The following is a 22,840-nucleotide window of genomic DNA, read 5'->3' as shown; positions in this document are numbered from 1 at the left end:
CTGCACCCAAAAGGTTAGACAAATTTATAATTAATTTTGATAATAATGAGCTCGATATTTTATCGGGCTCATTTTGTTTAAATTTGATTTAATTCTTTCATTATTATAATAACTTATATATTCTATTATCTCCTTTTTTAATTCTTCAATAGACTTGTATTTTTTTAGATAAAACAGCTCTGATTTTAATATTCCAAAGAAGTTTTCAATAATGGCATTGTCTAAACAATTTGCTTTTCTAGACATACTTTGTGTAATCCCTTTTTGTTTCAATAAATATTGATAGTGCTTCATTTGATATTGCCAACCTTGGTCAGAGTGTAAAATTAAATTAGTCTTATTTGGTATTTTCTTAAATGCTTTTTTAAGCATCATAACTACCTGATTAAATACAGGTCGTTCTGTTAACTCATAACTAATAATTTCTTGATTAAATAAGTCAATTATCGGTGATAAATATAGCTTCTTTACAGAGACATTAAACTCGGTAACATCAGTTGCCCATTTTTGATTTGGTGCTGTTGCTTTAAAATTTCTTTCTAAAATATTAGGAGCTATTTTACCATGCTCTCCTTTATATGATCTATACTTTTTAACTCTAATGACGCTTTTTAATCCTAATAATTTCATTAACCTGAAAACTGTTTTATGATTAATAATTATTCCTTTATTTTGAAGTTCATCAGTTACTCTTCGATAACCATAACGACCTTTATGTTTGTGATAAATCGATTTAATTAGTTCTTTAACTACTCTATATTTATCACTTAATTTACTTTGTTTTTGATGATAATAAAAACTACTTCTTGCCATATTTGTATAATTTAAAAGTACTTTTAAATCATATTTATGCCTTAATTCCATTATGACTAGCGCTTGTTGGCTCTTTCTTCCGCCTGAATTAAGGCTTGTAACTTTTTTAAATAATCATTCTCACAACGTAATGCTTCATTTTCCTTAAGAAGTTCTTCTTCTCTGGTTAGTGGCTTAGCTGATTTGCTTTTTTTGCTTTTAAAATTCATAGATCTTGGTCTTCCTTTAATTTTTGGTTGTAGTCCTTCAAAACCAAAGTTAACAAAATCTTTTTTCCATTTTACAATAATAGCTAAATCAGGAATATTAAACTTTAAACAAGTATCTATTAATGAAAGTGATTCCTTTTCTATAGTTTTTAATACTTTTAGCTTAAAATCAGCTGAATAACTTTGATTTCTCCTAGGCAATAAACCTTCTTTCCCATAGCTTTTATAAAATCTAATCCACTTACGAATATTAGATTCGTCTGGACCTTTTAACTTTGAAACATATACATTTGAATAATGTTTCTTTAATACTAATTCTACACATTCTAACTTAAATGCATAAGAATACTTGACTTTTCTTTCCATAAAAAATGCCCCAAATAGTGTCTAACTTTTTGGGGCATGTTCAAAATTTTATAATCGGCTTTTTCTAATAAAACTCCCAAATATTTTTTTTATAAATCAAAATTTTTCACAAAAGTTGTTTGTAATATAGACGTGGTAATAAAAGTATTATTAGCTAAAACATCTCTCTGATTCATATATCCAATTTGTAAATTAGTTTTTGTATTAAATTTATACCCAACTCCAAGATACATCCAATTTCTTGATAAACTTTTTGGTGCTAAACCACTATTTTGAGGAATCCAAATTTCATCAAAAGCTTGAAAAAAAATCACTTTACCGTTCTCGAATGTTTTTAATGGAGTATTCAATGTTAATCTATATCTAAAACGATTAGCATAATCTGTTCCAGTTTTAGAATAACTCCCATCTCCATTTTGACCAACAGTATCAAACCATCTATGCTCTTGACGCAATCTATGCTGAAAATTTACATTTCCTATTTTATTTTTCAATAATACTTGTTCCCAAATGTTATTTTCTATTACTCCAATCTTAGGATTGGGATTGGGATGATTCGGTTTATTATTAATATATGAATACCCAACACTAAGCTCAACGTTTTCGCCTAAATGATAATCAACAGATGGTCTCCATAAGAAAGTGCCTTGTTCTGTTAAAAAAGCTCCTGTTCGCTCATGAATTTCATTAGAGACACTCCACTTAGGGTTTATTGTTAAACGATTCAAAACAGTAAACCATGTATTAGTTTCATCTTTTAAGACTGTTTCATTTTGAGCAAAAGAACTCGTAGCCACTAAAAAAATTGTAAAGTAGGCTAGTTTAAATATTAATTTCATTTTATATTATATTTTTTTTCTTCCTGAAAGTGGGTGTTCTGATAAAGGTTTATGGTTTTCCAATCCTACGATAGTAACTGTACTTTTATCGTTTGATTCATAATCATTTTTAAAATGTTCTAAATTTTCCATAACAGAATGATCTACCAATTTTGTTTTCTTTAAATCAATTGTAATATTAAACCCAGGAGGAATTGAATCTAATTTACGTTTCACACCTAAATAATTTGTAAAAATAGCTGCTTTATCAATTTCAACCAAATAATTATTACCTTCAAAAGAAACTAAAGCTGGTGCTTTAAAAAAGGATGAAATAGGTGTGCCATTAATTAAGTGTATAATCATTTTCAAAATAATACCAGCAGCTATACCTACTAATAAATCTTCAAACAAAGTAAAGAAAATTGTAACTAAGAAAATTGCTAATTGCTCCTTCCCTATCTTAAAAGTATGAACAAACTCTTTTGGATGAGCTAATTTAATCCCAACTGTAATTAACATCGCGGCTAAAGCTGCATTTGGAATCATCTCTAAGATTGGAGCTGCTAACAATACAAAAGCAAGAATAAAAACACCATGAAAAAAGTTTGCCCAACGTGTTTTAGCACCATTATTTACGTTTGATGAAGAACGAGCTACTTCAGAAATCATTGGTAAACCTCCTAAAAATGCTGCAAATGTATTTCCGATACCCACAGCAATTAAATCTTTATTCATGTCAGACTTTCTCTTAAATGGATCCATTAAATCAATCGCTTTTACAGTTAATAATGATTCTAACGACCCTACCAAAGCAAACATAATCACATATTTAATAAACATTCCTGTTTCTGAAAAACCATCAAAACACGCATTAAAACCAAGACTATCTACAAAATTTCCAATTTTAACCAATGCATAAGCTGGTTCCGTTTCTTTAAAATGCATAAATAACTCACAAGGAATAGCAAATAACAATACTACTAATGGTGCAGGAATCATTTTTATTGTAGTATTCTTTATTCTTGGCCATCCTAACATGATAATCAAACTTACAACTCCTATGAATGAAGCCTTTGGATCTAAATTCATTATAAAATTCGGAATATTAGCTAATAATTCTAATGGCCCTTTTCCTTTTCCTAATGCTGGATCATCATTTAATAAAACTGGAATTTGCTTTGCTATAATTATTATTCCAATAGCGGCTAACATTCCATGAATAGCAGAAAGTGGAAAAAAATCGGCTAGTTTACCTAACTTAAATACACCAAATAAAATCTGAATAATACCTGCAATAACCATTGCTCCTAAAGCCAGTTTCCATCCTAAAACATTATCTCCTTTACCAAATTCTGCAACAGAGCTAGCAACTATAACAATTAAACCCGCAGCTGGTCCTTTAATGGTTAATCGAGACCCCATAATAAAACTTACAAGGACTCCTCCAATAATCGCAGTTAACAACCCCATTACTGGTGGAAATTCTGATGCTTTTGCAATTCCTAAACTTAAAGGCAAAGCTAATAAGAAAACAATAAATCCTGAAATTGCATCTGTTTTAAAATGCTCTTTTAAACCCGCTAATCCATCAGCTGGAATATTTTTTTTAACTTTTGAATCCATATATTTTATATTTAATCTTAAATAAGTTCAATTTGATTCCCTTATTCAAAATAGTAATTAATTTATTTTTGAAATTTTTTATAAAAGGAATTAAGAAGACTTGTATGGTAATTCGTGATACGTTTTAATATGTGGTCCTAGAAATAATCTAGCATAGATTCGTATTCCAGCTATACCAGAAACTACAAAACTTGACGATACGAAAAAAGCCAATATAATTTGATTGCTTTCAATGTGGCTAAATAACAAATCTTCACCTATAAAAGTGGTCGTTATTGGAAAGCCTGTTACACCTAAAACTGCTATTAAAAAGAAAAAAGCAAATTTAGGATGCTCATAAACATGACCTAAATATTGATTCATTGATGTATTTTCTTCAATACTTTTAAGCTTTAACAATGCCATTACACCAATAATACCTGTTACGATTACTCCTGATAAATAGATTGTTATTTCAAAATAATCTACTTTATCATTAAAAAGAATGGCAATTGCTATCCAAAAATGATTCATTATAATTAACACCCAAGCCATTAAAGGATTCTTCCTTTCTGAGAAAGACTTAAAAACACAAACCAAACCAATAAATGTAAATATTTCTGGCAAACTATTAATAACACTGTAAGGAAGTGCTTCTCTAAATTCGTAAAAAACAATACCTAAAACGTATAAAGGAATAAAGAAAATGAAAAGTGTTTTTAAATTGAAAAAATCCATCGATTTCCCTATCAACTTTAGAGGTTTCCAAAGTACTGTATTCATAAAACCTTCTAAGTTAAATTCTTTCAAACTTAAAATGTATAACGAATATTCTAATCGTTTTGGTAATGAATCCTCAATCGTCTTTTTCTTAGGCTGAAAATTATAGAACTGTTCTCTTATTAAGTAAGTCACAACTGATGGAGAAACTAATAATTGATAGGTTCTTAAAAAAGCATTTCCTACAAAGTGAAACAAAGCCAAATTATCAAATCCTAAAGCGATTTCTATAAAAATTAATCCAATTTGAGAAATAGAACTATACGCAATTTGACTTTTTACAGAAGATTGAACTCTTGCCATTAATGAAGCCATTATACTTGTTGTTAGCCCCATTATTCCAATAGCAATGCGCACAGAAGTTTGATGCTCCCAAAAAGGAAATGTTCGTAACATTAGAAAAACACCTAAATGAACAGATAACGAACCATAAAAAATGGCACTCGACGGAGTTGGTCCTTCCATTGCTCTTGGTAACCAAGAAGAAAATGGAATTTGGGCTGATTTTGCAGCAGCTGCACAAGCCAAACATAGTGCAATAAAAGCACCAATTACAGTATGATTTTGTAAATGTTCGTTTACCAAACTATAATTATTCAGTTCCATGAAAGTAATGTTTTCATGAAATAAATGATGACTTGCCCACATCGCCAAAATAACTCCCACATCGCCAATTCTATAAATTGAAAATACTTTAAAAGCATTTTTAACAGGCAAATAACGCTCTCTATAAAAAGCAATTAGTAAGAAGGACGAAATACCTATAATTTCCCAACCAATAAATAAGGTTTCAAAATTACCTGACAGAATAGCTAAGTTGTAACCAAAAAAGAAAAATAAAACCGTATTAAAAAAACGCTTATACCCTTTCTCTCTATGTAAATAATAACGGCTATACGTTGTAATCATAGAAGTTAAAAGTGCTCCTACAAACAAATATACTGCTGTTACTTTATCAAAATAAAAATCAATAAAAAATTCATAATGTGATGTTTTCATCAATGTAAATTCTTTCAAATTTAAATCGAAAGCACCATCTACTATCCAAAAAACAGCAAAAATACTAACAATAACTAACTGCGTAAAAACAGTTCCAAAAGCTACTCTTGAAATTAATCTTTCTTTCTCTTCTGGAATAAATAAACTAAATACAAACCCTAAAAAAGGAAGTACTATAAAAAATTGCAAAATTTCATTCATCTTTCCTTAATTTAAAATTCCTACTAGTAAATTATCTTGCGATTGTTCCGCTAATTTTTGAACATCTTTAACCGTATTAGCTTCTTTTTGAATCGGAATGTATTTCTCAAAACCTTCTTTTTCAAAATGAAACAACTCGTTCGTTTCTGGATGAACAACAACTAGTTTTACCCATTCATTAATAAACCATTCATAGGTTGCAGGGTTCTTAGTAATGGCATATTTTACAATCTCTGGAAAATGCTCAACAATCGTCAACATTCGAATTGGATCATGAACTTCAATCATTTGACTAGGTAAACCTGGTCTCAAATCACCATCAATTCCATTAGCAACACCAATAAGCCCCATTACATTATGCGGCAATTTACTTCCTGCTCCTAGTTTGTGGTTATCAACTCTAGAGAAATAATACTCTAAATTAATTCCTCCTCCAACTGGAGCAACAGCACCTAATATCCCTGCTAAATAATCTCCAGTAGGATCTACATTATAATCGTAAGAATTCATGAATGAACGTCTATCTAAAAACAATTGTTTCGATAAACTTCTTCTTCCAACAATACACATTGCATTGGTTGCATGGTTTAATTCTGGACGTGGTTCAAATAAAGAAACCGAACGTCGTCTTATCCTATCATGTACTTTTTCTAATGTTTGATTAGTATCTACAGTATCAAAACGTCGAGAACGTTCTTTGGCATTTAAATCTAATGCTTTTGTAAAAGTAATTGCATTTTCATGATGTAGCGATTTGTTACTAATTGATAAAGTATCTTCATCATAAAAAGCAATTTCATCTCTTGTTGTATCATGTAATCCAGGTAAAAACTGAGTCGATTCTGGAATAGCAATCCCTCTTTCTTTAAGTATAGCTCTCACTTTTGGATTATTAATTGCAAAACAAGCTACTTTTGCATTAACAGAACTTGGTCTTCCACAACATGCTCCACAATCATAACCAGCATAATGTGTGTTATTTACACTCGTTGCACCATGACCGATTACATATACTATCGGAGCAAAATCTTTCACCAATCCAATACTTTTCAGTAATCCTTCTGCTCTATTTGCCATTTCTTCAACTGTGAAACCAATTTGCAAATCATTTTCTCTCTCATTGGAATTTTTATTCTCAATAATCAATTTTGATTTTTTGTTTAAATGCTTGAAAGAAGCACTTGTAGCTGGTGTCATTGTTGGTTTAAAAATATTAACAAACAGCTTGAATGCAGCAGAAAAACCAAGGGTTTGACTGATTATCCAACCGAATAATAAGGAATGTGATTTCTTAGTATAATGCAAGTCTTTAGGTTGCTTTTTCTTTCTATCTACTTCCTTTACTAAATACTTAGGCGTCATTGGTGCAGGACAAAGCTTTGTATAAAACTTTCCATTTACAGGTTTATAGAAAAACTCGAAATTGAAAAAAGCAGCCGTTCCAAATGTATTTACACTAGTGTCTAAACTCTCTATATATCTACGAAAAGAACATTCTCTATCATCCATGCAAAACATAGCTTGAAAACTAGTATCTGTTAGCGTTATATTAGGTTTAGCATTTTTAATCCCTGCTAATACTTGATCATACAAACTCCATTCAAAAGCCTGTTGCCATAGCGATAGAACATCGAAATATTCATCATATTTTACTGCTTCAAACAGGTTTTCTCCATCATCTTTAAAACGATGTGTTAAAGGTGCCCAATTCTCTCCAAACTTAGCATCTAAAGCATCTAATTCTAATAATAACTCAAAAATGATTAACTCATTAAATGTGATACTCTTCTTATCTAATAAAGAATTTGGATTACTTTCTAATGTAGCTACCATTCCACTCCAACCTGGGTGCGAAAATTGTTGATCAAATAAATAAGTTTCAAAGTAAGAAGGGTTACCTACAATTAAAGCTAATAATTCGCTAATTGAAGTGCCTTTTTCTAATAACTCTTTTGCTCTATTGGTTTTAAAAATACTTGTAAAGCTAGTTGCATTTAATTTCTTGATTGAGCCTAAAAAACCTTCTTCGTGAGCTGGGAATGACCAAATTGCAATACCTTGATCTAAATAACCACATAGTACTCTAAAAAGTACACCATGAGTGGATTTATCTAAATTAATTGCATACTCTTTTTTCCAAAAAGAACGCAATGTTCCTACTCTTGCAGTTAGGTATTCATAATATTTTTTCTCTAATAGATTATTTTTCCATTTAGAAAAATCTTTATCTACTTTGTTTTTTCGGATGACATAATCTAAAACAGGTTCTGAAATTTCTTTTTTAGCAAATCGAGTTCTGAATTCTGGTAAAGATAAATAAGTCTTGTATCCGAAAATTTCTGAAGCTTCTTGTAATGCTGAGAAGAAATGATCCTTCTGAAAAGCATGTAGCGTATTATGATGCACAAAGTCCTTCAGCGGATTTTGTGCTGGTAAATAGTGTTTTAGGTGTTCGAGAACATGTTGTTCATCGAAACCTACGGTATGTGTATTCATTTAAAAATGAAATAAAGTTAATACATAGCGTATTATTACGATGTTATAGAATCGTAAAAAAATACAGTTAAAAAAGGTTTTAAATTATGTATTAAGAAAGGTGCAATTTCCAATTACAAAACAAATCGTAAAGTGGAATACTTTGTTCAGTATAAAAATGAGTACAATAATAGCATTCATTCTTTAAAACTGTAGAAAGTGTTTCAAAACTATAAATAGATTTTTGAAAAAGAAAAGTTTCAATTTCAAGTTCTAACTCAATTTCAGATTCTCTAAAAGAAATAGAATCGTCATTTGATTCTAAAATTAAATAATGATTATTATCAAGTGAAACTGTTGTGTTTTCAAAAACTGCAACAGTTTTATAAACTTCTTCTTTACTTTGATTATTACCAAAAGTAACTAATCCTAAAAATATTAGGAAAAGTGCACTCATAGTAAGTTTAAAAAAAGCAGGCTTATTGAAGCTCATAATTAATCCTTAAATATGGAACAAATGTACCTTTTTTTTTAATTCAAAAGGTTTTTTTAAGAAAAAAAATTAATAATAAAAAAGTATCCAGTTCATTATACAAAAATCAAATATTAATCAAAAAAAAAATCCCGATAAAACTATCGGGATTTAAATGAATTAATCTCTTTTATATTGACAACAACCATGTAAATTATCATAATCTTCATCGTCTGCTTTTACTAATTCAGAATCATATCCTGCTTTTGCAATTGCATTGGCAACATCTAATGTACTACATTTAGTTTCATCAATAATTAAAAATATATTTTGCTCATCATTCTTCCAATCGGCACTTTTAACACCTTTAATAGAGAATGCAGCTTTTTCAATTTTTTTCTCACACATTTCACAATTTCCTGTCACTTTAAATGAAACTTGTTTGTTTTTACTTTTCTTTTCTTGAGAAAAAATTACTAATGAAAACATCCCCATTAGTAAAACCATTATTATTTTTTTCATGTTCTTTTTTATTTTAAAATTACTTATTTTATTTTAAATCGCAAACCTGCATAATACATTTGCCCAAAAACTGGTCCGTATATCATACTACTATCAAAAGACGAGCCAAATGGATTCTCTGCACTTACAATTGCATTCTTCTGCTTAAAGTTTCCTAAATTTTCTCCTCCAAAATATACTTCAAACACACTCGAAAAAGTTCTTGTAATTTGTGCATTAACAACTCCAAAAGACGGTGCGTTTTCTGGCAAACGATATTGTAGCGTATTACTTTGAGTGTTTGGCAAACGTTGCTCACCTAACCAATTATAAGTAACATCATATTTCCATTGTTGTCCTTTGTCTTTTATATGAGTTTCAAAGGAAACATTTGTAAAGAAACGATGCTTTGCTTGCAATGCTCTTTGCAATTGCCCTGTTGCATATTGTGTTTGCACATCATAGTATTTATAGGCTGATTTTATATTGAAATGCTTAAAAGGTTCAATACTAAACTCTGCTTGAAAAGAATTTGCAAAACTTTTCCCATTCAAATTAGAAAACAATACTTGTTGCGGACTAAAATCTAAGTCAACAACAGCTTGATTTTCGAAATCGGTTCTATAATAATCTAAAACAATATCTGAATTAGCTCCAAAAACCTTAAAAGATTGAATGAAACTTAAACCATAATTCCAAGCAACCTCTGGATTTAATCCATATAATTTTCCGTCATTATTCAAAATTGAAAAACTACGAGATGACGCTAATAGTTGTTGGTTCTCGGCAAATATATTCGCAGCACGTTTACCTCTTCCCATTGAAGCTCTAACAACAGCTTCTTTCCAAGGGTTATATCGAATATGAAGTCTTGGTGTTACAAAAGTCCCTAATCGGTTATGGTTATCAACACGTAAACCAGCGACCAAACTAAAATCGTCTAAATTATCGAATGTATACTCAAAGAATGCTCCTACAGAATTATCTGTTCTTGAAAAATCTTTCGCAAAATTAACTGCTACTTTTTCATCATAATCATCATAACTGAAATTTATCCCTGTTGCAAATTTATTTCTAGTATTTGTAATTATTGAATTAAATATTAAATTAGAATACAAACTCTTTTGATGTATATTATATTGATTCAAACCGAAATAAGAATCTTGTTTGTGCGATTGAAATGAATTTTGAAATCCGATACTTTGATAAGGCATATTTGGAAAAACATATCCAGTTTTATTAGACACTTCTATTTTCTCTGTGTTTATTGCGCTACCCCAAGCATTAGTTGTTAGCTTATCTGTTTCGGGATTAAAAAATGTTTGACCCGACTGTTTTTCATCATTCATATAACGCACGTTAAGGAAACTCACTATTCCTTTTTCAACATCGTTATATTGCCAACGGTTTAAAAGATTGATTTGTTTTCCAATTGGATTATCTAGAAAACCATCATTATTCATGTCATTTTTAGTTTGTCTTGTATTTCCATGAACAAATAATGTCGAACTTAATTTATCTGAATATTTTTGATTAAAATGAGTATTCAATTCAAATCGACCATCCATTGAACCATAAACATTTAAAAAAAATGGAATATCATCAATAGGTTTTAAAATTTCATAATTAATTTGTCCTGAGATACTTTCATATCCGTTAATAACACTTCCTGCTCCTTTTGTTATTTGAATACTTTCTACCCAAGTTCCAGGCACAAAAGACAATCCATAGGCTTGAGAAGCACCACGAACTGAAGGGATATTTTCTTCGGCTATTAAAATATACGGACTTGTTAATCCTAACATTTTGATTTGTTTGTTTCCAGTTACAGCATCAGAAAAATTAACATCTATTGAAGGGTTTGTACTAAAGCTTTCCGATAAATTACAACACGCTGCTTTCAATAGTTCTTTTTGCCCCATAGTTTGCACATTGGTAACTTGAAACTTAGAATGTTCTGTACTTTTTTTTGTTTTAGAAACTGTTACTTCTTTTAAAGTAGTAATCGCTTCAAGTTTAATTGTAATTTCGTTGTTTGAAGTTATTTCAACTTTTTGAGTTTTATAACCCAAATAACTAACAACTAAACTATTGGTTTCCGTAACTTTTTTTATTGAAAATTTACCGTCAATATCGGTTGTTGTACCAACGGAAGTATTGAACCAAAACACATTGGCTCCTAACAACTCTTCGTTATTTTCGTCTATTATTGTTCCTTTTATTATATCTTGTGCTTGAGTAAAAGATATTACAAACAACAATAGTATTGTTATTTTTTTATACATAAATTCAATTTTAATGTTTCTATTTTTAAAGACTAAAAAACATTAAAAATTATGCATAAAATACTAATTGACAATAAAGTTTATAAAATGGAGGTGCATTAGAATTACAATAAAAAGACGGTGATTCTTTTGAAGTAAAAATATTTTTCGAAGTATTTTCAAGAACTTCAGTTAATGTATTAAAACAAAACTGTATCAAATCTAATTGAAAGCTCTTAGTTAAAACATTATCTGTTTCTTTTTCAAGCTTAACCAATTTATTAGAACAACACTCCTTAGACTCTTTCTTTGCTGCACAACATGATTTAACCGTTTCTGAGCAAGCTTCTTTACCATTAATATCTAAAGAAATCCCAGCAATTTTATCTTTACAATAATGTACATTAAAAACCAATCCTAAATTTGAAATCAGGATAAAGGTAGATAATAATACACTTATAGATTTTCTAAATTGCATGTTGCAAATTTAATAAAGATTCTAATTAATTACGTTAACATTTCTATAATTTTCAATTACCTAACTACAAAACAAATTAACATTCTTTATTTTTAAGTTTCTGATAAAAAAATGCAGGTAAAAAAAGTAAAAGAAAAAGAGGTTGAATTAAAAAACGTCTAACATAGAATAGCATCCAATAATCTGGTTTTTCACTAAAGAATAGTAACCCAAAAAAAATCATAGTTAACACTATAAAAAAAACTAAATACAACCACGATGAAAAGACTAGTAAAACTTTCTCTTTAAATACAGAAAAAATAATACCTAAAGATAATAGCGTATTCAAGCTATAACGAAATACTATATTAAGAAAAAGTTTAAAGCCATCAAAAACAGGCAATTCTTGATTTTCATATTCTGTTCTAAAAAAATGTAAAAAAGGATCATAAAACAGCTTTCTTTCGAAAATTCTAATTGATACTAATCCGAACAAAAAAAGAATAATAAAAAAAATACTCTTCTTGTTATTAAACAGTTTTTTTATCATAACCTGCAAATTTCATTATCCAAAGTCCCCACAAAATGAATACAAATCCATAAATCAACAATGGGAAAACTGTTCCATGCAACACTTCTTGATATTCTGGGTAATAGTACAACGCATAAGTAAGAAATGCAACCCTGCCAATATTTAAGACGTACAAAGTTAAAATTCCTAAGATAATATATAATATTGTTTGTTTAAGTTGTGCAGAAAAAGCAAAAATAAAAGCAGCAAACAAAATCATTATACTAATTGCATTACACCCCTCAATTACCCTAGCAACATATCTTTCTTTAAATATCATTTTAACTGAGCCTTCTTTGTTATTGACCTCTATTTTTGAATCCTGATCCAAAAAGCGCAAAAGATAATTTGTATGTAGTGCTACACTCTTTGTTATTACATCGGTTTTTCTTCCATTTAAATCATTTTTATATTGATTCAGATAACCTTTATAAAGGAATGAAAAAAGGACATAAAAAAGTAAAAACTTGATTAAAAAAATAAAGAATAAACGATATTGCACAAAAAGTGACTTCAAAGTAGTAATTTTTAACAAAAATATGTATTTTTTGATGAGAAAGAATAAATACTTTTGTAAAAAAAATTAAACATGCCTTTTGAGAATTTAAAACCTAAAGTTTCATCTATAATAGAAAATACAAATTTTTCTAGAGATGAGAAATTAAAAAACATCTGTCAGTTACTACAAGACACAATCTCCTATTATAATTGGGTTGGTTTCTATTTTGCAAATCACGAAACAAAAACATTACATTTAGGACCATATGTTGGTGCAGAAACAGATCACACTGTTATTCCGTTTGGAAAAGGTATTTGTGGACAGGTAGCAGAGTCAAACGCTAACTTTGTTGTTCCAGACGTTGCTTCGCAAGACAATTATATCGCTTGTAGTTTTACAGTTAAATCAGAAATTGTTGTTCCTTTATTTGTTAACGGTCAAAATATTGGTCAAATAGATATTGATTCTCATGTTATTGACCCATTTACAGAAGTTGATGAGCGATTCTTAGAATTTGTAAATGAGCAAGTAGCAACTTTATTTTAATATTATTAATTGTTTATACTAAAAATAAACTTATATTTGCAGCTGAATTGCTACCATACAATTCATACATAATAATCATTTAAAATAATATTAGCATGTACTTAACTAATGAAGTAAAAGCTGAAATTTTCGCTAAACACGGAGGGAAAGCTGAAAACACTGGATCTGCTGAAGGGCAAATCGCTTTGTTTACATTTAGAATTAACCACTTAACTGGACACTTAAAAGCGAATCGTCATGATTACAACACTGAACGTTCATTAGTGAAGTTAGTAGGAAAAAGAAGAAGTCTTCTTGACTACTTAAAGAAAAAGGATATCAATAGATACCGTGAGATTATTAAAGAATTAGGAATTAGAAAATAATCAACTAAAGGGGCTTCGCGCCCCTTTTTGTTTTTGAATATATTATGTTATAAAAAGTTTGGTTTTTCATTGGGTACACACAACAACTACTACAACACACAACTACACAAACCCATTGTTTAATTAAGAATTAAAAATTATGATTCCACAATTATTTGTAGAAAGCATCGATTTAGGTGACGGAAGAACTATCACTATCGAGACAGGTCGTTTGGCTAAACAAGCTGATGGTTCTGTTATAATTAGAATTGGAAAAACTGTTATTTTAGGTACAGTTGTTTCTTCTAGAAAAGCAAGTCCAGGCATTGATTTTCTACCATTAACAGTAGACTATCGTGAAAAATTTGCAGCAGCAGGTCGTTTCCCTGGAGGTTTCTTTAAAAGAGAAGCTCGCCCAAGTGATAGCGAAGTATTAACAATGAGATTAGTTGACCGTGTTTTACGTCCACTTTTCCCTAGTGACTACCATGCAGAAGTTCAAGTTATGATTCAACTAATGTCTCATGATGATGATGTTATGCCAGATGCATTAGCAGGATTAGCAGCTTCGGCAGCACTTGCTTTATCTGACATTCCATTTGAAACTTTAATTTCTGAAGCTCGTGTAGGAAGAATTGATGGTAAATTCATCATCAATCCATCACAAGCACAATTAGAATTATCAGATATTGATATGATGATTGGTGCTTCAACCGATTCTATCGCAATGGTAGAAGGAGAAATGAAAGAAATTTCAGAAGCAGAAATGTTAGAGGCAATTAAATTTGCTCATGAACATATTAAAGTTCAAATTGCAGCTCAAGAAAGATTGCAAGCGGCATTTGGTAAAAAAGAAGTTCGTGAATACGAACAAGAAAAAACAGACGAAGCTATTCATGCAAAAGTAAGAGAAGCTTCTTATGATAAGATTTATGCAATTGCAAGTAAAGGTTCTGCAAAACAAGAACGTTCGGCTGCATTTGATGAAGTAAAAGAAGAAGTAAAAGCTTTATTTACAGAAGAAGAATTAGTAGAAAATGGAGATTTAGTTTCTAAATATTTCTACAAAGTTAACAAAGAAGCTGTTCGTAACGTTACTCTGGACTTAGGAACACGTTTAGACGGAAGAAAAACTACGGAAATTAGACCTATTTGGTGTGAAGTAGATTATTTACCATCTGTTCATGGTTCTGCATTATTTACACGTGGAGAAACACAAGCATTGGCTACTGCAACTTTAGGAACTTCTAGAGAAGCAAACCAAATTGATTCGCCTTCACAACAAGGAGAAGAAAAATTCTATTTACATTACAACTTCCCTCCTTTCTCAACTGGAGAAGCTCGTCCTTTAAGAGGAACATCAAGAAGAGAAGTTGGACATGGAAATTTAGCTCAAAGAGCTTTAAAAAATATGATTCCTGCAGATTGTCCTTATACAATTCGTATTGTTTCTGAGATATTAGAATCTAACGGTTCGTCTTCGATGGCTACTGTTTGTGCTGGAACATTATCTTTAATGGATGCTGGAGTTCAAATGATACGCCCTGTTTCTGGTATTGCAATGGGATTAATTACTGATGGAGATCGTTTTGCTGTTTTATCTGATATTTTAGGTGATGAAGATCATTTAGGAGATATGGATTTCAAAGTAACTGGAACCTCAGAAGGAATTACTGCTTGTCAGATGGACATTAAAATTGACGGATTAAAATATGAAATCATGGAGCAAGCATTAGCTCAAGCTCGTGATGGACGTTTACATATCTTAGGAAAACTAACTGAAACTTTAGCACAACCAAGAGTTGATGTTAAAGATCATTCTCCAAAAATCATTACAAGAAGAATTCCTAATGCATTCATTGGAGCATTAATAGGACCTGGTGGAAAAGTAATTCAAGAATTACAAAAAGCAACTGGAACTACTATTGTTATCAATGAAGACCCAGTTACTGAAGAAGGAATTGTAGAAGTTTTAGGGACTGATCCAGATGGAATTGCAACTGTAATGGCTAAAATCGACTCTATCATCTTTAAACCAACATTAGGTGAGTCTTACGAAGTGAAAGTAATTAAAATGCTAGATTTTGGAGCAGTTGTAGAATATACACAAGCACCAGGAAACGAAGTTTTATTACATGTATCTGAATTGGCTTGGGAAAGAACTGAAAATGTTGCTGATGTTGTTAAAATGGGAGATGTATTTGAAGTAAAATATTTAGGTATAGATCCAAAAACACGCAAAGAGAAAGTATCTCGCAAACAATTATTAGCTCGTCCTCCAAGAGAAGAGAAAAAAATTGAAAAGAAAGATACTCCTCAAGGTTAATTCAATTATTTAATTCATTATACAAACTCCACTTTCATTCATTTGAAAGTGGAGTTTTATTTTTTTCTAGACTATCCATCTCACTTTCAAAATTGATTTTTTTTTCTTTTTGATAGATTCCTACTGAAAAAATAAAATCACCAAAAAAAGGTGAGCAAACTAATTTATATATTATATATTTTTGACTTTTTAATAAGACATATTAAAATTTAACATTATACATAGATAAAACCTCTTTTTTTAAATAAAAAAACATACATTTATCCAACAAACAAACATTCTAAAATGAAAAACAAAAAAAGACTCATTCTTTTCTTGTTGTTTATTTCTTCTATTTCTATATATTCTCAGACTTCAGAAGAATTAAACAATTATGTTCAATCTCAAATTGGAATTCAAAATTCCCATTTATTTAACGGGAAAACCTACTCTAATAACTATAGGGTTCTATCTACAAAAAATCAATTCTTAAATGAATCATTAAACTATTCCAAAGGAGTTATTGTAACTCAAGGAATACTATTTAACGATTTGGAATTAAAATATGATGTTTTCAACCAAGAACTAATTATAAAACCTGATCCAGAAACTTCTCATCTAGGAATTATAATAGATACTACACAACTTAATAGCTTTAAACTATTTGATACAACCTTCATCAACTTAAAGAGCGGAAGTATCGATAATGGTTTTTATGAATCTGCAATAGATTTGCCAAAAATAAAACTATTCATTAAGCATAGAAAAAATAAAATAAAAAAACTAGACAAGAAAACTATTCATTATGAATTTGAAAATAAATATGAATATGTTTTATATACTGATTTTGACTATAAATTAGCCGATACTAAAGAAAATTGGATTAAAATTTATCCCGATTTCAAAAAAGAAATAAAAAAATTCTATTCCAGTAACAAAACCCTTGAAAAGTTAGACAAAACAGCATTCATGAAAAAGTTAACATTCTACATTAACACCTTAAACAAACAGTAATGAAAAAAAAGTTTTTAATTAATTTCCTTTTTATTCTGTTTGCAAGCACTCTTCAAGGTCAAAATAATGAGGAAACTAAATATTCTTTTTCTTTTGAAAATAAAACTATTAAAGAGTGCTTTATAGAAATTGAAAATAAAACCCAAAATCGATTCTACTTTAATGAGAAATGGACAGATTTAAACAAAAAGATAAATTTGTCGTTCAACGAAGTTAATCTTGAGACTATTTTAAATGATATTATAAAAGATACAAATCTAAATTTCTTTAAAGACGATAACAAATTCATTATTACACAAAGTAACTTCATTTATACGGACATAAATACTAATTTAATAGTAAAAGATAGTGTCATTAACGAAAATAAAACGTCGCCACTTTTCTTCGAAAAAATTATAGACAACCAAGATACGGAATCAGAAAGCATAACAATAATTGGGAAACAAGACGGAGTTAACCATAAAAAAACTCATGTTCTAGACGGTATAATTATAGACACAAAAACGAACAATCCAATTTCTGGGGTAGTAATAAATGTGACCAATAGAAATAAAAAAACTGAAACTAATATTGATGGTTACTTCAAAATAGAACTTCCTGATGGACTGAATGTTATAGAAATCATTAGCATGTCATACAAAAAAATAAATCAAAAAATCATCTTAAAAAAAGATGCAACTTTGAATTATCAATTGACAGAAAACATCACTTTATTAAATGAAGTAGTTGTACAAAAAGAAAAAAACAAAGAAGTTAAAACCGTTGCAAGTGGGGTTACTACATTTAATGTTGAAAAAGCAAAAAATGTACCTTTAGTTCTTGGTGAAAGAGATATTATTAAATTGGCCCTTTCACTCCCAGGTATTAAAGCGGCTAGCGAAGGTTCATCTGGAATAAATGTTAGAGGAGGAAAAGACGATCAAAATTTATTCCTTCTGGACAATGCAACGATTTACAACCCTTCTCATTTTTTCGGGTTCTTCAGCTCTGTAAATCCTTATTTAGTAAATGAAGTAAATATTTACAAAGGTCATATTCCTGCTGAATTTGGAGGACGAATTGCTTCTGTTTTCGAAATTAATTCTAAAGAAGGTAATTATGAAAAATTTAAAGGTGAAGGAGGTATTGGACCTGTAACCTCAAACATTACTTTCACTACTCCAATTGTAAAAGGAAAATCAACATTAATTGCAGGTGCAAGAGCTACTTATTCGAAATGGATATTAAAACAAATTGACAATGAAAATCTTCAAAAAAGTGATGCTAATTTTTATGACATTTATTTAAAATATAAACATAAAATAAATGAAAACAACGCTATAGAAACTAGTGCTTATTACAGCAAAGACAATTTTAATATTTCTTCTGATTCTTTATACAGCTATTCTAATAGTGCTTTTTCTTTAAATTGGAAACATAATTTTAATAAAAAGAACATTTCTAACTTCCAATTAATTAATAGTAATTATGCCTTTGGAATTGACTATGTCGCTGATAATTTAAAATCATTTAACTACGATTTCAATATCAATGAAACTAAATTCATTTTTAAAAATGTATATTTTTATAACGAAAAACATAAATTTAGCTATGGTTTAAATACTACACTATATCAATTGAATCCTGGTGAACTAAAGCCTATTGACGAAAATTCTTTACTTATTTATAGAAAAATAAACGACGAAAAAGGCCTAGAAAGCGCGCTATTCATTAATGACGAATATTCTTTAAACAAGAAATTATCTTTTAACCTAGGATTACGATATTCTTCTTTTTTAGCAATGGGACCATCGACACAAACGATTTATAGGAACGGTGCACCAACTACATCGGGAAATATTGAAGAAATTAGAACTTATAAAAACAATGAAGCGATTAAGAACTATAATGGTCTGGAATATCGTTTTGGGTCTCGCTATATGTTTAATGAAACTTTCTCTGTAAAGCTTGCTTATACTACAAATTATCAATATTTGCACAAATTATCATCGAACACTACACAGTCACCTACAGATACTTGGAAATTAGCAGATTTAAACATCAAACCTGCTTTTGGACAACAAATATCACTTGGTTTTTTCAAAAGCTTAAAAGACGATTTATACCAAATTAGTTTAGAAGGTTATTATAAAAAAACAGAAAACTTCTTAGATTTTAAAGTTGGTTCGGATTTATTATTAAGTGAATCTATAGAGAGGGATGCTATTCAAGGAAAAGGAAAAGCATATGGAGTTGAGTTTCTAATTAAAAAATCGGAAGGACGATTAAATGGTTGGATTGGTTATACCTATTCTAGGTCTTTAATACAATTAAATGATAATACCCCAGACAAAGTAGTTAATAATGGAAACTATTTTGCTTCTAATTTTGACAAGCCCCACGATTTCAATACTATTCTAAACTATAAATTCACAAAGCGATATAGTGCTTCTTTTAATTTCACCTATCAAACAGGAAGACCTGTAACATATCCTGTAGGAACCTATACATATGGCAATGCTCAATATACTTTATATAGTGATAGAAATAAATTTAGAATTCCTGATTATTATCGTGTTGATATAGGAATTAATATTGAGGGAAACCATAAAATAAAAAAACCATATCATAGTTTTTGGAATATCTCAGTGTATAATCTTTTAGGAAGAAATAATCCTCATTCTATTTTTTTTGTTACGGAAAACGGACAAATAAAAGCATATAAAACGAGTATTTTCTCCTATCCTATTCCAACAATTACTTATAACTTTAAATTTTAACGTAATGAAATTAAAATACTTAATCGCATTAATTCCCCTAATCATTATAAGTTGTACAGAACCTTATGCTTTAGAGACTGAAAACTTTGAAGATCTATTAGTTGTAGAAGCAACAATAACAGATGAGTATAAAAAACAAAATATAAAACTATCTAGAACAATTCCAATTGAACAAAGTAGTCCAAATATAGAGCATGGTGCAAGTGTAAAAATAACTACAGACACAGGATTAGAGTTCCTATTTCAAGAAGAAAATGACATTTATATATCTAATCAAGAATTCAGAATTGAAGCTGGTATCAACTACACACTACACATTCAAACCGTAAATGGCAATAGTTATATTTCTACTAATGAAAAAATGCCTACAACTGTTGAAATTGAATCTGTTAATGCAATACAGAAAGCAGAAAATAGTATTTCAGGAGTAGAAATCAATATTAACTCAAATGACCCTACAAATACTGCGAAGTTTTACAGATATGAGTTTGAAGAAACATATAAAATAATACCTCCATATTGGAGCCCGAACAAATTAGAAATTGGACCAAATGAAGAATTAATTGTTTCACCAAGAACAACAGAAACCCAAATTTGTTATAGCTCTGATTATTCAAAAACAATAAATGTTACTACTACAGAAAACCAAACAGAAGATAGATTGTACAACTATAAAGTACATTTCCTACCAAAAGACGATCCTAAAATCACTAATAGATATAGTATTTTAGTCAAACAATATATTCAAAACGTTGGAGCTTATAATTTCTACAAAACATTGAAAAATTTATCTTCTACGGGAAGTTTACTTTCACAAGTACAACCTGGTTTTATTGAAGGTAACATAAAAAACACTAATAATTCTGATGAAAAAATAGTAGGCTATTTTGATGTCACTACAGTTTCTAAGAAAAGAATATTCTTTAATTTTAATGATATTTTTCCTTTAGAGCTTTCTTCAGATTATTTTCATGAATGTAACGCTATACTATATACAACAGCAACAGATTATTTAAGTCCTTTCGATGTTACACATTTCGGAGCACGATTAGATTTAATAAATGGTGTTCTTTCTAATCAAATTATATATTATACTCATGACTCTTTCAGTGGAGATTACACAATGGTTTATCCTGAATGTGGAGATTGCACTACTTTTTCGTCTAACATAGAACCCGATTTTTGGCAATGAGAAAACATATAACAATAGTATTATTAATACTACAGCATTTTGCTTTTAGTCAGAAAAGTGAATTACTAAACTACACGGAAACAATTACTCTAATTACCAATACTAAAACAATTGTTACTGGTGAAAAATTATTGTATTCTTTATTTTGTAATGATGTGAATAATAAACCAAGCGAGTTAAGCAAGGTAGCTTATGTTGCATGTCTTAATGAATTCGGAAAAGAAGTTTTCTCTCACAAACATTATCTTAATAAAAGTACTGAGAGCGGTTCCTTTTTTATTCCATCCGAATTAAAAACAGGTAATTATAAAATAATTGCGTATACAAAATGGATGTTAAACAAAAGTAAATCCAATTATTTTGAACAAGATTTATTAATCATTAATCCTTATTTGAAAACAGATGTAGATCATTCTGTTTTTAATAACCAAACTATCAATGATTCTATTTTAAATAATCTAATTGTAAAGAAAAGTTATAAAAAAAGAAAGATCATTACATTTAATGAATTCAAATCCAAGTTAGAAGGTCAATTCACAACTTCTGTTAGAAAAACTAATGAAATTAATTTTGAGCAAAAAGAAAACACTAAGACTCCTGAAAAATCAGAAAAAAACGATAAATTAATTCTTCCTGAAACTAAAGGAGAAATTATTTCTGGTAAAATTTCTAGCTCAGAAAATCAATTACCACTAAATAAAATTGGTATTGCTTTAACAGATAAAGGAAATAATAAATACCTAAATACTACGATTACAAATAACAATGGAGAATTCTATTTTATTCTACCTAAACCTTTACAAAGCGAAAACATTACTATAGAGGTTATTACAGAGAATCCAAATTATTCAATTGTTTTAGATCCCGAAACAAAACCTATTTACACTGTTAATAACAATCAAAAAATTCAATTAAAAGAAAACTATACAGTAGAAATTAAGAACAGAGCAATTGCAGCACAAATTGAAAATGCCTACTATGAAATTAAAAAAGACAGTATCATTTTAAGACAAGCCGAAAGCAGTATTAACAACTCTGATTTACAAGTTTTTGATTTAGATAATATAACTCGTTTTTCATCTTTAAAAGAGTTTATCATTGAAGTTATCAATCAGGTTTATTTTACTGAAAAAGAAGGCGATTTTAAGCTTCGTTTTAGAAATAGTGATATAAATTTTGAAATAAACGAAGATCCTCTAACAATTGTTGATGGTAATTTAATTCATGATTCAAATGATTTATTAAAAATAGAGTTTAGTAAAGTTTCAAAAATTTCAATCAACAACAAACCTCATTACCTTGGAAACAAACTATATAGTGGTTTATTTATTGTAAACACAGCAGATAATAGTTTTAATGATATTAGTAATCTAAATAAGAAAATCAATTTAAAATATAACATTCCATTTTTAAAGGAAATATACTATTTTCCAGATTATACAAACGACACATCACTAGAAAAAATACCAGACTATAGAGTTCAGTTATATTGGAAAACAAATATCTCTTCATTACAAGAACCAATAGAGTTTTCTACTTCTGATATTGAAGGTACTTATGAAATTTCTACGATTGGATATACAAATGACGGTCAATACATTAACAAAAAGAGCTATTTTATTGTTAAATAGAATAGCTCTTTTCCATTAT

General features: G+C 29.2%; 18 protein-coding genes. 7 read left to right on the top strand and 11 right to left on the bottom strand.

Going from position 1 to position 22,840, the window contains the following annotated elements; all coding sequences use genetic code 11:
- Positions 1 to 30: 30 nt before the first annotated feature.
- From L2Z92_RS21490 to xrtF, 11 genes are all read right to left on the bottom strand, one after another.
- Positions 31 to 1,388 (bottom strand): IS3 family transposase gene (locus L2Z92_RS21490; RefSeq protein ID WP_407647537.1). Its coding sequence is split into 2 segments (ribosomal slippage): positions 31 to 908 and positions 908 to 1,388, totalling 1,359 coding nucleotides; the frame shifts between segments, so codons are not numbered across the junction.
- Between the two features lie 89 nt (positions 1,389 to 1,477).
- Entirely contained in the window at positions 1,478 to 2,227 is a 750-nt protein-coding gene (locus L2Z92_RS10385; protein WP_236452790.1) for a DUF2490 domain-containing protein, read from the bottom strand.
- 6 nt (positions 2,228 to 2,233) lie between these two features.
- The gene (locus L2Z92_RS10380) at positions 2,234 to 3,832 is read right to left on the bottom strand and encodes a SulP family inorganic anion transporter (protein WP_236452787.1); all 1,599 of its coding nucleotides are present in this window, start codon (positions 3,830 to 3,832) and stop codon (positions 2,234 to 2,236) included.
- 90 nt (positions 3,833 to 3,922) lie between these two features.
- A complete protein-coding gene (locus tag L2Z92_RS10375) occupies positions 3,923 to 5,791 on the bottom strand; it encodes a proton-conducting transporter transmembrane domain-containing protein (RefSeq protein ID WP_236452785.1) in 1,869 nt (622 codons plus the stop codon).
- Between the two features lie 6 nt (positions 5,792 to 5,797).
- Positions 5,798 to 8,287 (bottom strand): YbcC family protein, encoded by a 2,490-nt coding sequence (locus L2Z92_RS10370; protein ID WP_236452784.1) that lies wholly within the window; start codon positions 8,285 to 8,287, stop codon positions 5,798 to 5,800.
- A 91-nt stretch (positions 8,288 to 8,378) separates the two neighbouring features.
- Positions 8,379 to 8,759 (bottom strand): hypothetical protein, encoded by a 381-nt coding sequence (locus L2Z92_RS10365; RefSeq protein ID WP_265210513.1) that lies wholly within the window; start codon positions 8,757 to 8,759, stop codon positions 8,379 to 8,381.
- Between the two features lie 159 nt (positions 8,760 to 8,918).
- Entirely contained in the window at positions 8,919 to 9,260 is a 342-nt protein-coding gene (locus L2Z92_RS10360; RefSeq protein ID WP_236452782.1) for a heavy-metal-associated domain-containing protein, read from the bottom strand.
- Between the two features lie 23 nt (positions 9,261 to 9,283).
- On the bottom strand, positions 9,284 to 11,524 hold the full coding sequence (locus L2Z92_RS10355; RefSeq protein ID WP_236452779.1) for a TonB-dependent receptor: 2,241 nt from the start codon (positions 11,522 to 11,524) through the stop codon (positions 9,284 to 9,286).
- A gap of 49 nt (positions 11,525 to 11,573) precedes the next feature.
- A complete protein-coding gene (locus L2Z92_RS10350; protein ID WP_236452778.1) occupies positions 11,574 to 11,981 on the bottom strand; it encodes an HYC_CC_PP family protein in 408 nt (135 codons plus the stop codon).
- A 76-nt stretch (positions 11,982 to 12,057) separates the two neighbouring features.
- Positions 12,058 to 12,510 carry an exosortase F system-associated membrane protein gene (locus tag L2Z92_RS10345; RefSeq protein WP_236452776.1) on the bottom strand — a complete coding sequence of 151 codons (453 nt, stop codon included), beginning with the start codon at positions 12,508 to 12,510 and terminating at the stop codon, positions 12,058 to 12,060.
- Positions 12,491 to 13,048, bottom strand: coding sequence for an exosortase family protein XrtF (gene xrtF / locus L2Z92_RS10340; protein ID WP_236452774.1), 558 nt, complete (start codon positions 13,046 to 13,048; stop codon positions 12,491 to 12,493). Before xrtF ends, L2Z92_RS10345 begins: the two co-directional genes overlap by 20 nt.
- 72 nt (positions 13,049 to 13,120) lie before the next feature.
- Here xrtF and L2Z92_RS10335 point away from each other — a divergent pair, with 72 nt between their 5' ends.
- The 7 genes from L2Z92_RS10335 (at position 13,121) to L2Z92_RS10305 (ending at position 22,821) form a co-directional block, all read left to right on the top strand.
- The gene (locus L2Z92_RS10335; protein WP_236452773.1) at positions 13,121 to 13,576 is read left to right on the top strand and encodes a GAF domain-containing protein; all 456 of its coding nucleotides are present in this window, start codon (positions 13,121 to 13,123) and stop codon (positions 13,574 to 13,576) included.
- Positions 13,577 to 13,671: 95 nt separating this feature from the next.
- Positions 13,672 to 13,941 carry a 30S ribosomal protein S15 gene (rpsO, locus tag L2Z92_RS10330; protein WP_236452772.1) on the top strand — a complete coding sequence of 90 codons (270 nt, stop codon included), beginning with the start codon at positions 13,672 to 13,674 and terminating at the stop codon, positions 13,939 to 13,941.
- 139 nt (positions 13,942 to 14,080) lie between these two features.
- The gene (locus tag L2Z92_RS10325) at positions 14,081 to 16,246 is read left to right on the top strand and encodes a polyribonucleotide nucleotidyltransferase (RefSeq protein ID WP_236452771.1); all 2,166 of its coding nucleotides are present in this window, start codon (positions 14,081 to 14,083) and stop codon (positions 16,244 to 16,246) included.
- Positions 16,247 to 16,531: 285 nt separating this feature from the next.
- Complete coding sequence (locus tag L2Z92_RS10320; protein WP_236452770.1) at positions 16,532 to 17,239, top strand: hypothetical protein; 708 nt, start codon at positions 16,532 to 16,534, stop codon at positions 17,237 to 17,239.
- Positions 17,239 to 19,998, top strand: coding sequence for a TonB-dependent receptor (locus L2Z92_RS10315; RefSeq protein ID WP_236452769.1), 2,760 nt, complete (start codon positions 17,239 to 17,241; stop codon positions 19,996 to 19,998). Before L2Z92_RS10320 ends, L2Z92_RS10315 begins: the two co-directional genes overlap by 1 nt.
- Before the next feature lie 4 nt (positions 19,999 to 20,002).
- The gene (locus L2Z92_RS10310; RefSeq protein ID WP_236452768.1) at positions 20,003 to 21,190 is read left to right on the top strand and encodes a DUF4249 domain-containing protein; all 1,188 of its coding nucleotides are present in this window, start codon (positions 20,003 to 20,005) and stop codon (positions 21,188 to 21,190) included.
- The gene (locus L2Z92_RS10305; protein ID WP_236452767.1) at positions 21,187 to 22,821 is read left to right on the top strand and encodes a hypothetical protein; all 1,635 of its coding nucleotides are present in this window, start codon (positions 21,187 to 21,189) and stop codon (positions 22,819 to 22,821) included. The genes L2Z92_RS10310 and L2Z92_RS10305 overlap by 4 nt, the downstream gene beginning before the upstream one ends.
- Positions 22,822 to 22,840 lie beyond the last annotated feature (19 nt).

Origin of the sequence: Flavobacterium jumunjinense (genome assembly GCF_021650975.2) — a bacterium.
In the GTDB taxonomy this organism is placed as follows: Bacteria; Bacteroidota; Bacteroidia; order Flavobacteriales; family Flavobacteriaceae; genus Flavobacterium; species Flavobacterium jumunjinense.
Note: the sequence above shows the minus strand (reverse complement) of the source record. Positions and strands in the feature narration are given on the sequence as shown.

Bases quoted from the DNA above. Each gene is read 5' to 3' on its own strand.
- L2Z92_RS10385 (WP_236452790.1), bottom strand. From the start codon at position 2,227: ATGAAATTAATATTTAAACTAGCCTACTTTACAATTTTTTTAGTGGCT.
- L2Z92_RS10380 (WP_236452787.1), bottom strand. From the start codon at position 3,832: ATGGATTCAAAAGTTAAAAAAAATATTCCAGCTGATGGATTAGCGGGT.
- L2Z92_RS10375 (WP_236452785.1), bottom strand. From the start codon at position 5,791: ATGAATGAAATTTTGCAATTTTTTATAGTACTTCCTTTTTTAGGGTTT.
- L2Z92_RS10370 (WP_236452784.1), bottom strand. From the start codon at position 8,287: ATGAATACACATACCGTAGGTTTCGATGAACAACATGTTCTCGAACAC.
- L2Z92_RS10365 (WP_265210513.1), bottom strand. From the start codon at position 8,759: ATGAGCTTCAATAAGCCTGCTTTTTTTAAACTTACTATGAGTGCACTT.
- L2Z92_RS10360 (WP_236452782.1), bottom strand. From the start codon at position 9,260: ATGAAAAAAATAATAATGGTTTTACTAATGGGGATGTTTTCATTAGTA.
- L2Z92_RS10355 (WP_236452779.1), bottom strand. From the start codon at position 11,524: ATGTATAAAAAAATAACAATACTATTGTTGTTTGTAATATCTTTTACT.
- L2Z92_RS10350 (WP_236452778.1), bottom strand. From the start codon at position 11,981: ATGCAATTTAGAAAATCTATAAGTGTATTATTATCTACCTTTATCCTG.
- L2Z92_RS10345 (WP_236452776.1), bottom strand. From the start codon at position 12,510: ATGATAAAAAAACTGTTTAATAACAAGAAGAGTATTTTTTTTATTATT.
- L2Z92_RS10335 (WP_236452773.1), top strand. From the start codon at position 13,121: ATGCCTTTTGAGAATTTAAAACCTAAAGTTTCATCTATAATAGAAAAT.
- rpsO (WP_236452772.1), top strand. From the start codon at position 13,672: ATGTACTTAACTAATGAAGTAAAAGCTGAAATTTTCGCTAAACACGGA.
- L2Z92_RS10325 (WP_236452771.1), top strand. From the start codon at position 14,081: ATGATTCCACAATTATTTGTAGAAAGCATCGATTTAGGTGACGGAAGA.
- L2Z92_RS10320 (WP_236452770.1), top strand. From the start codon at position 16,532: ATGAAAAACAAAAAAAGACTCATTCTTTTCTTGTTGTTTATTTCTTCT.
- L2Z92_RS10315 (WP_236452769.1), top strand. From the start codon at position 17,239: ATGAAAAAAAAGTTTTTAATTAATTTCCTTTTTATTCTGTTTGCAAGC.
- L2Z92_RS10310 (WP_236452768.1), top strand. From the start codon at position 20,003: ATGAAATTAAAATACTTAATCGCATTAATTCCCCTAATCATTATAAGT.
- L2Z92_RS10305 (WP_236452767.1), top strand. From the start codon at position 21,187: ATGAGAAAACATATAACAATAGTATTATTAATACTACAGCATTTTGCT.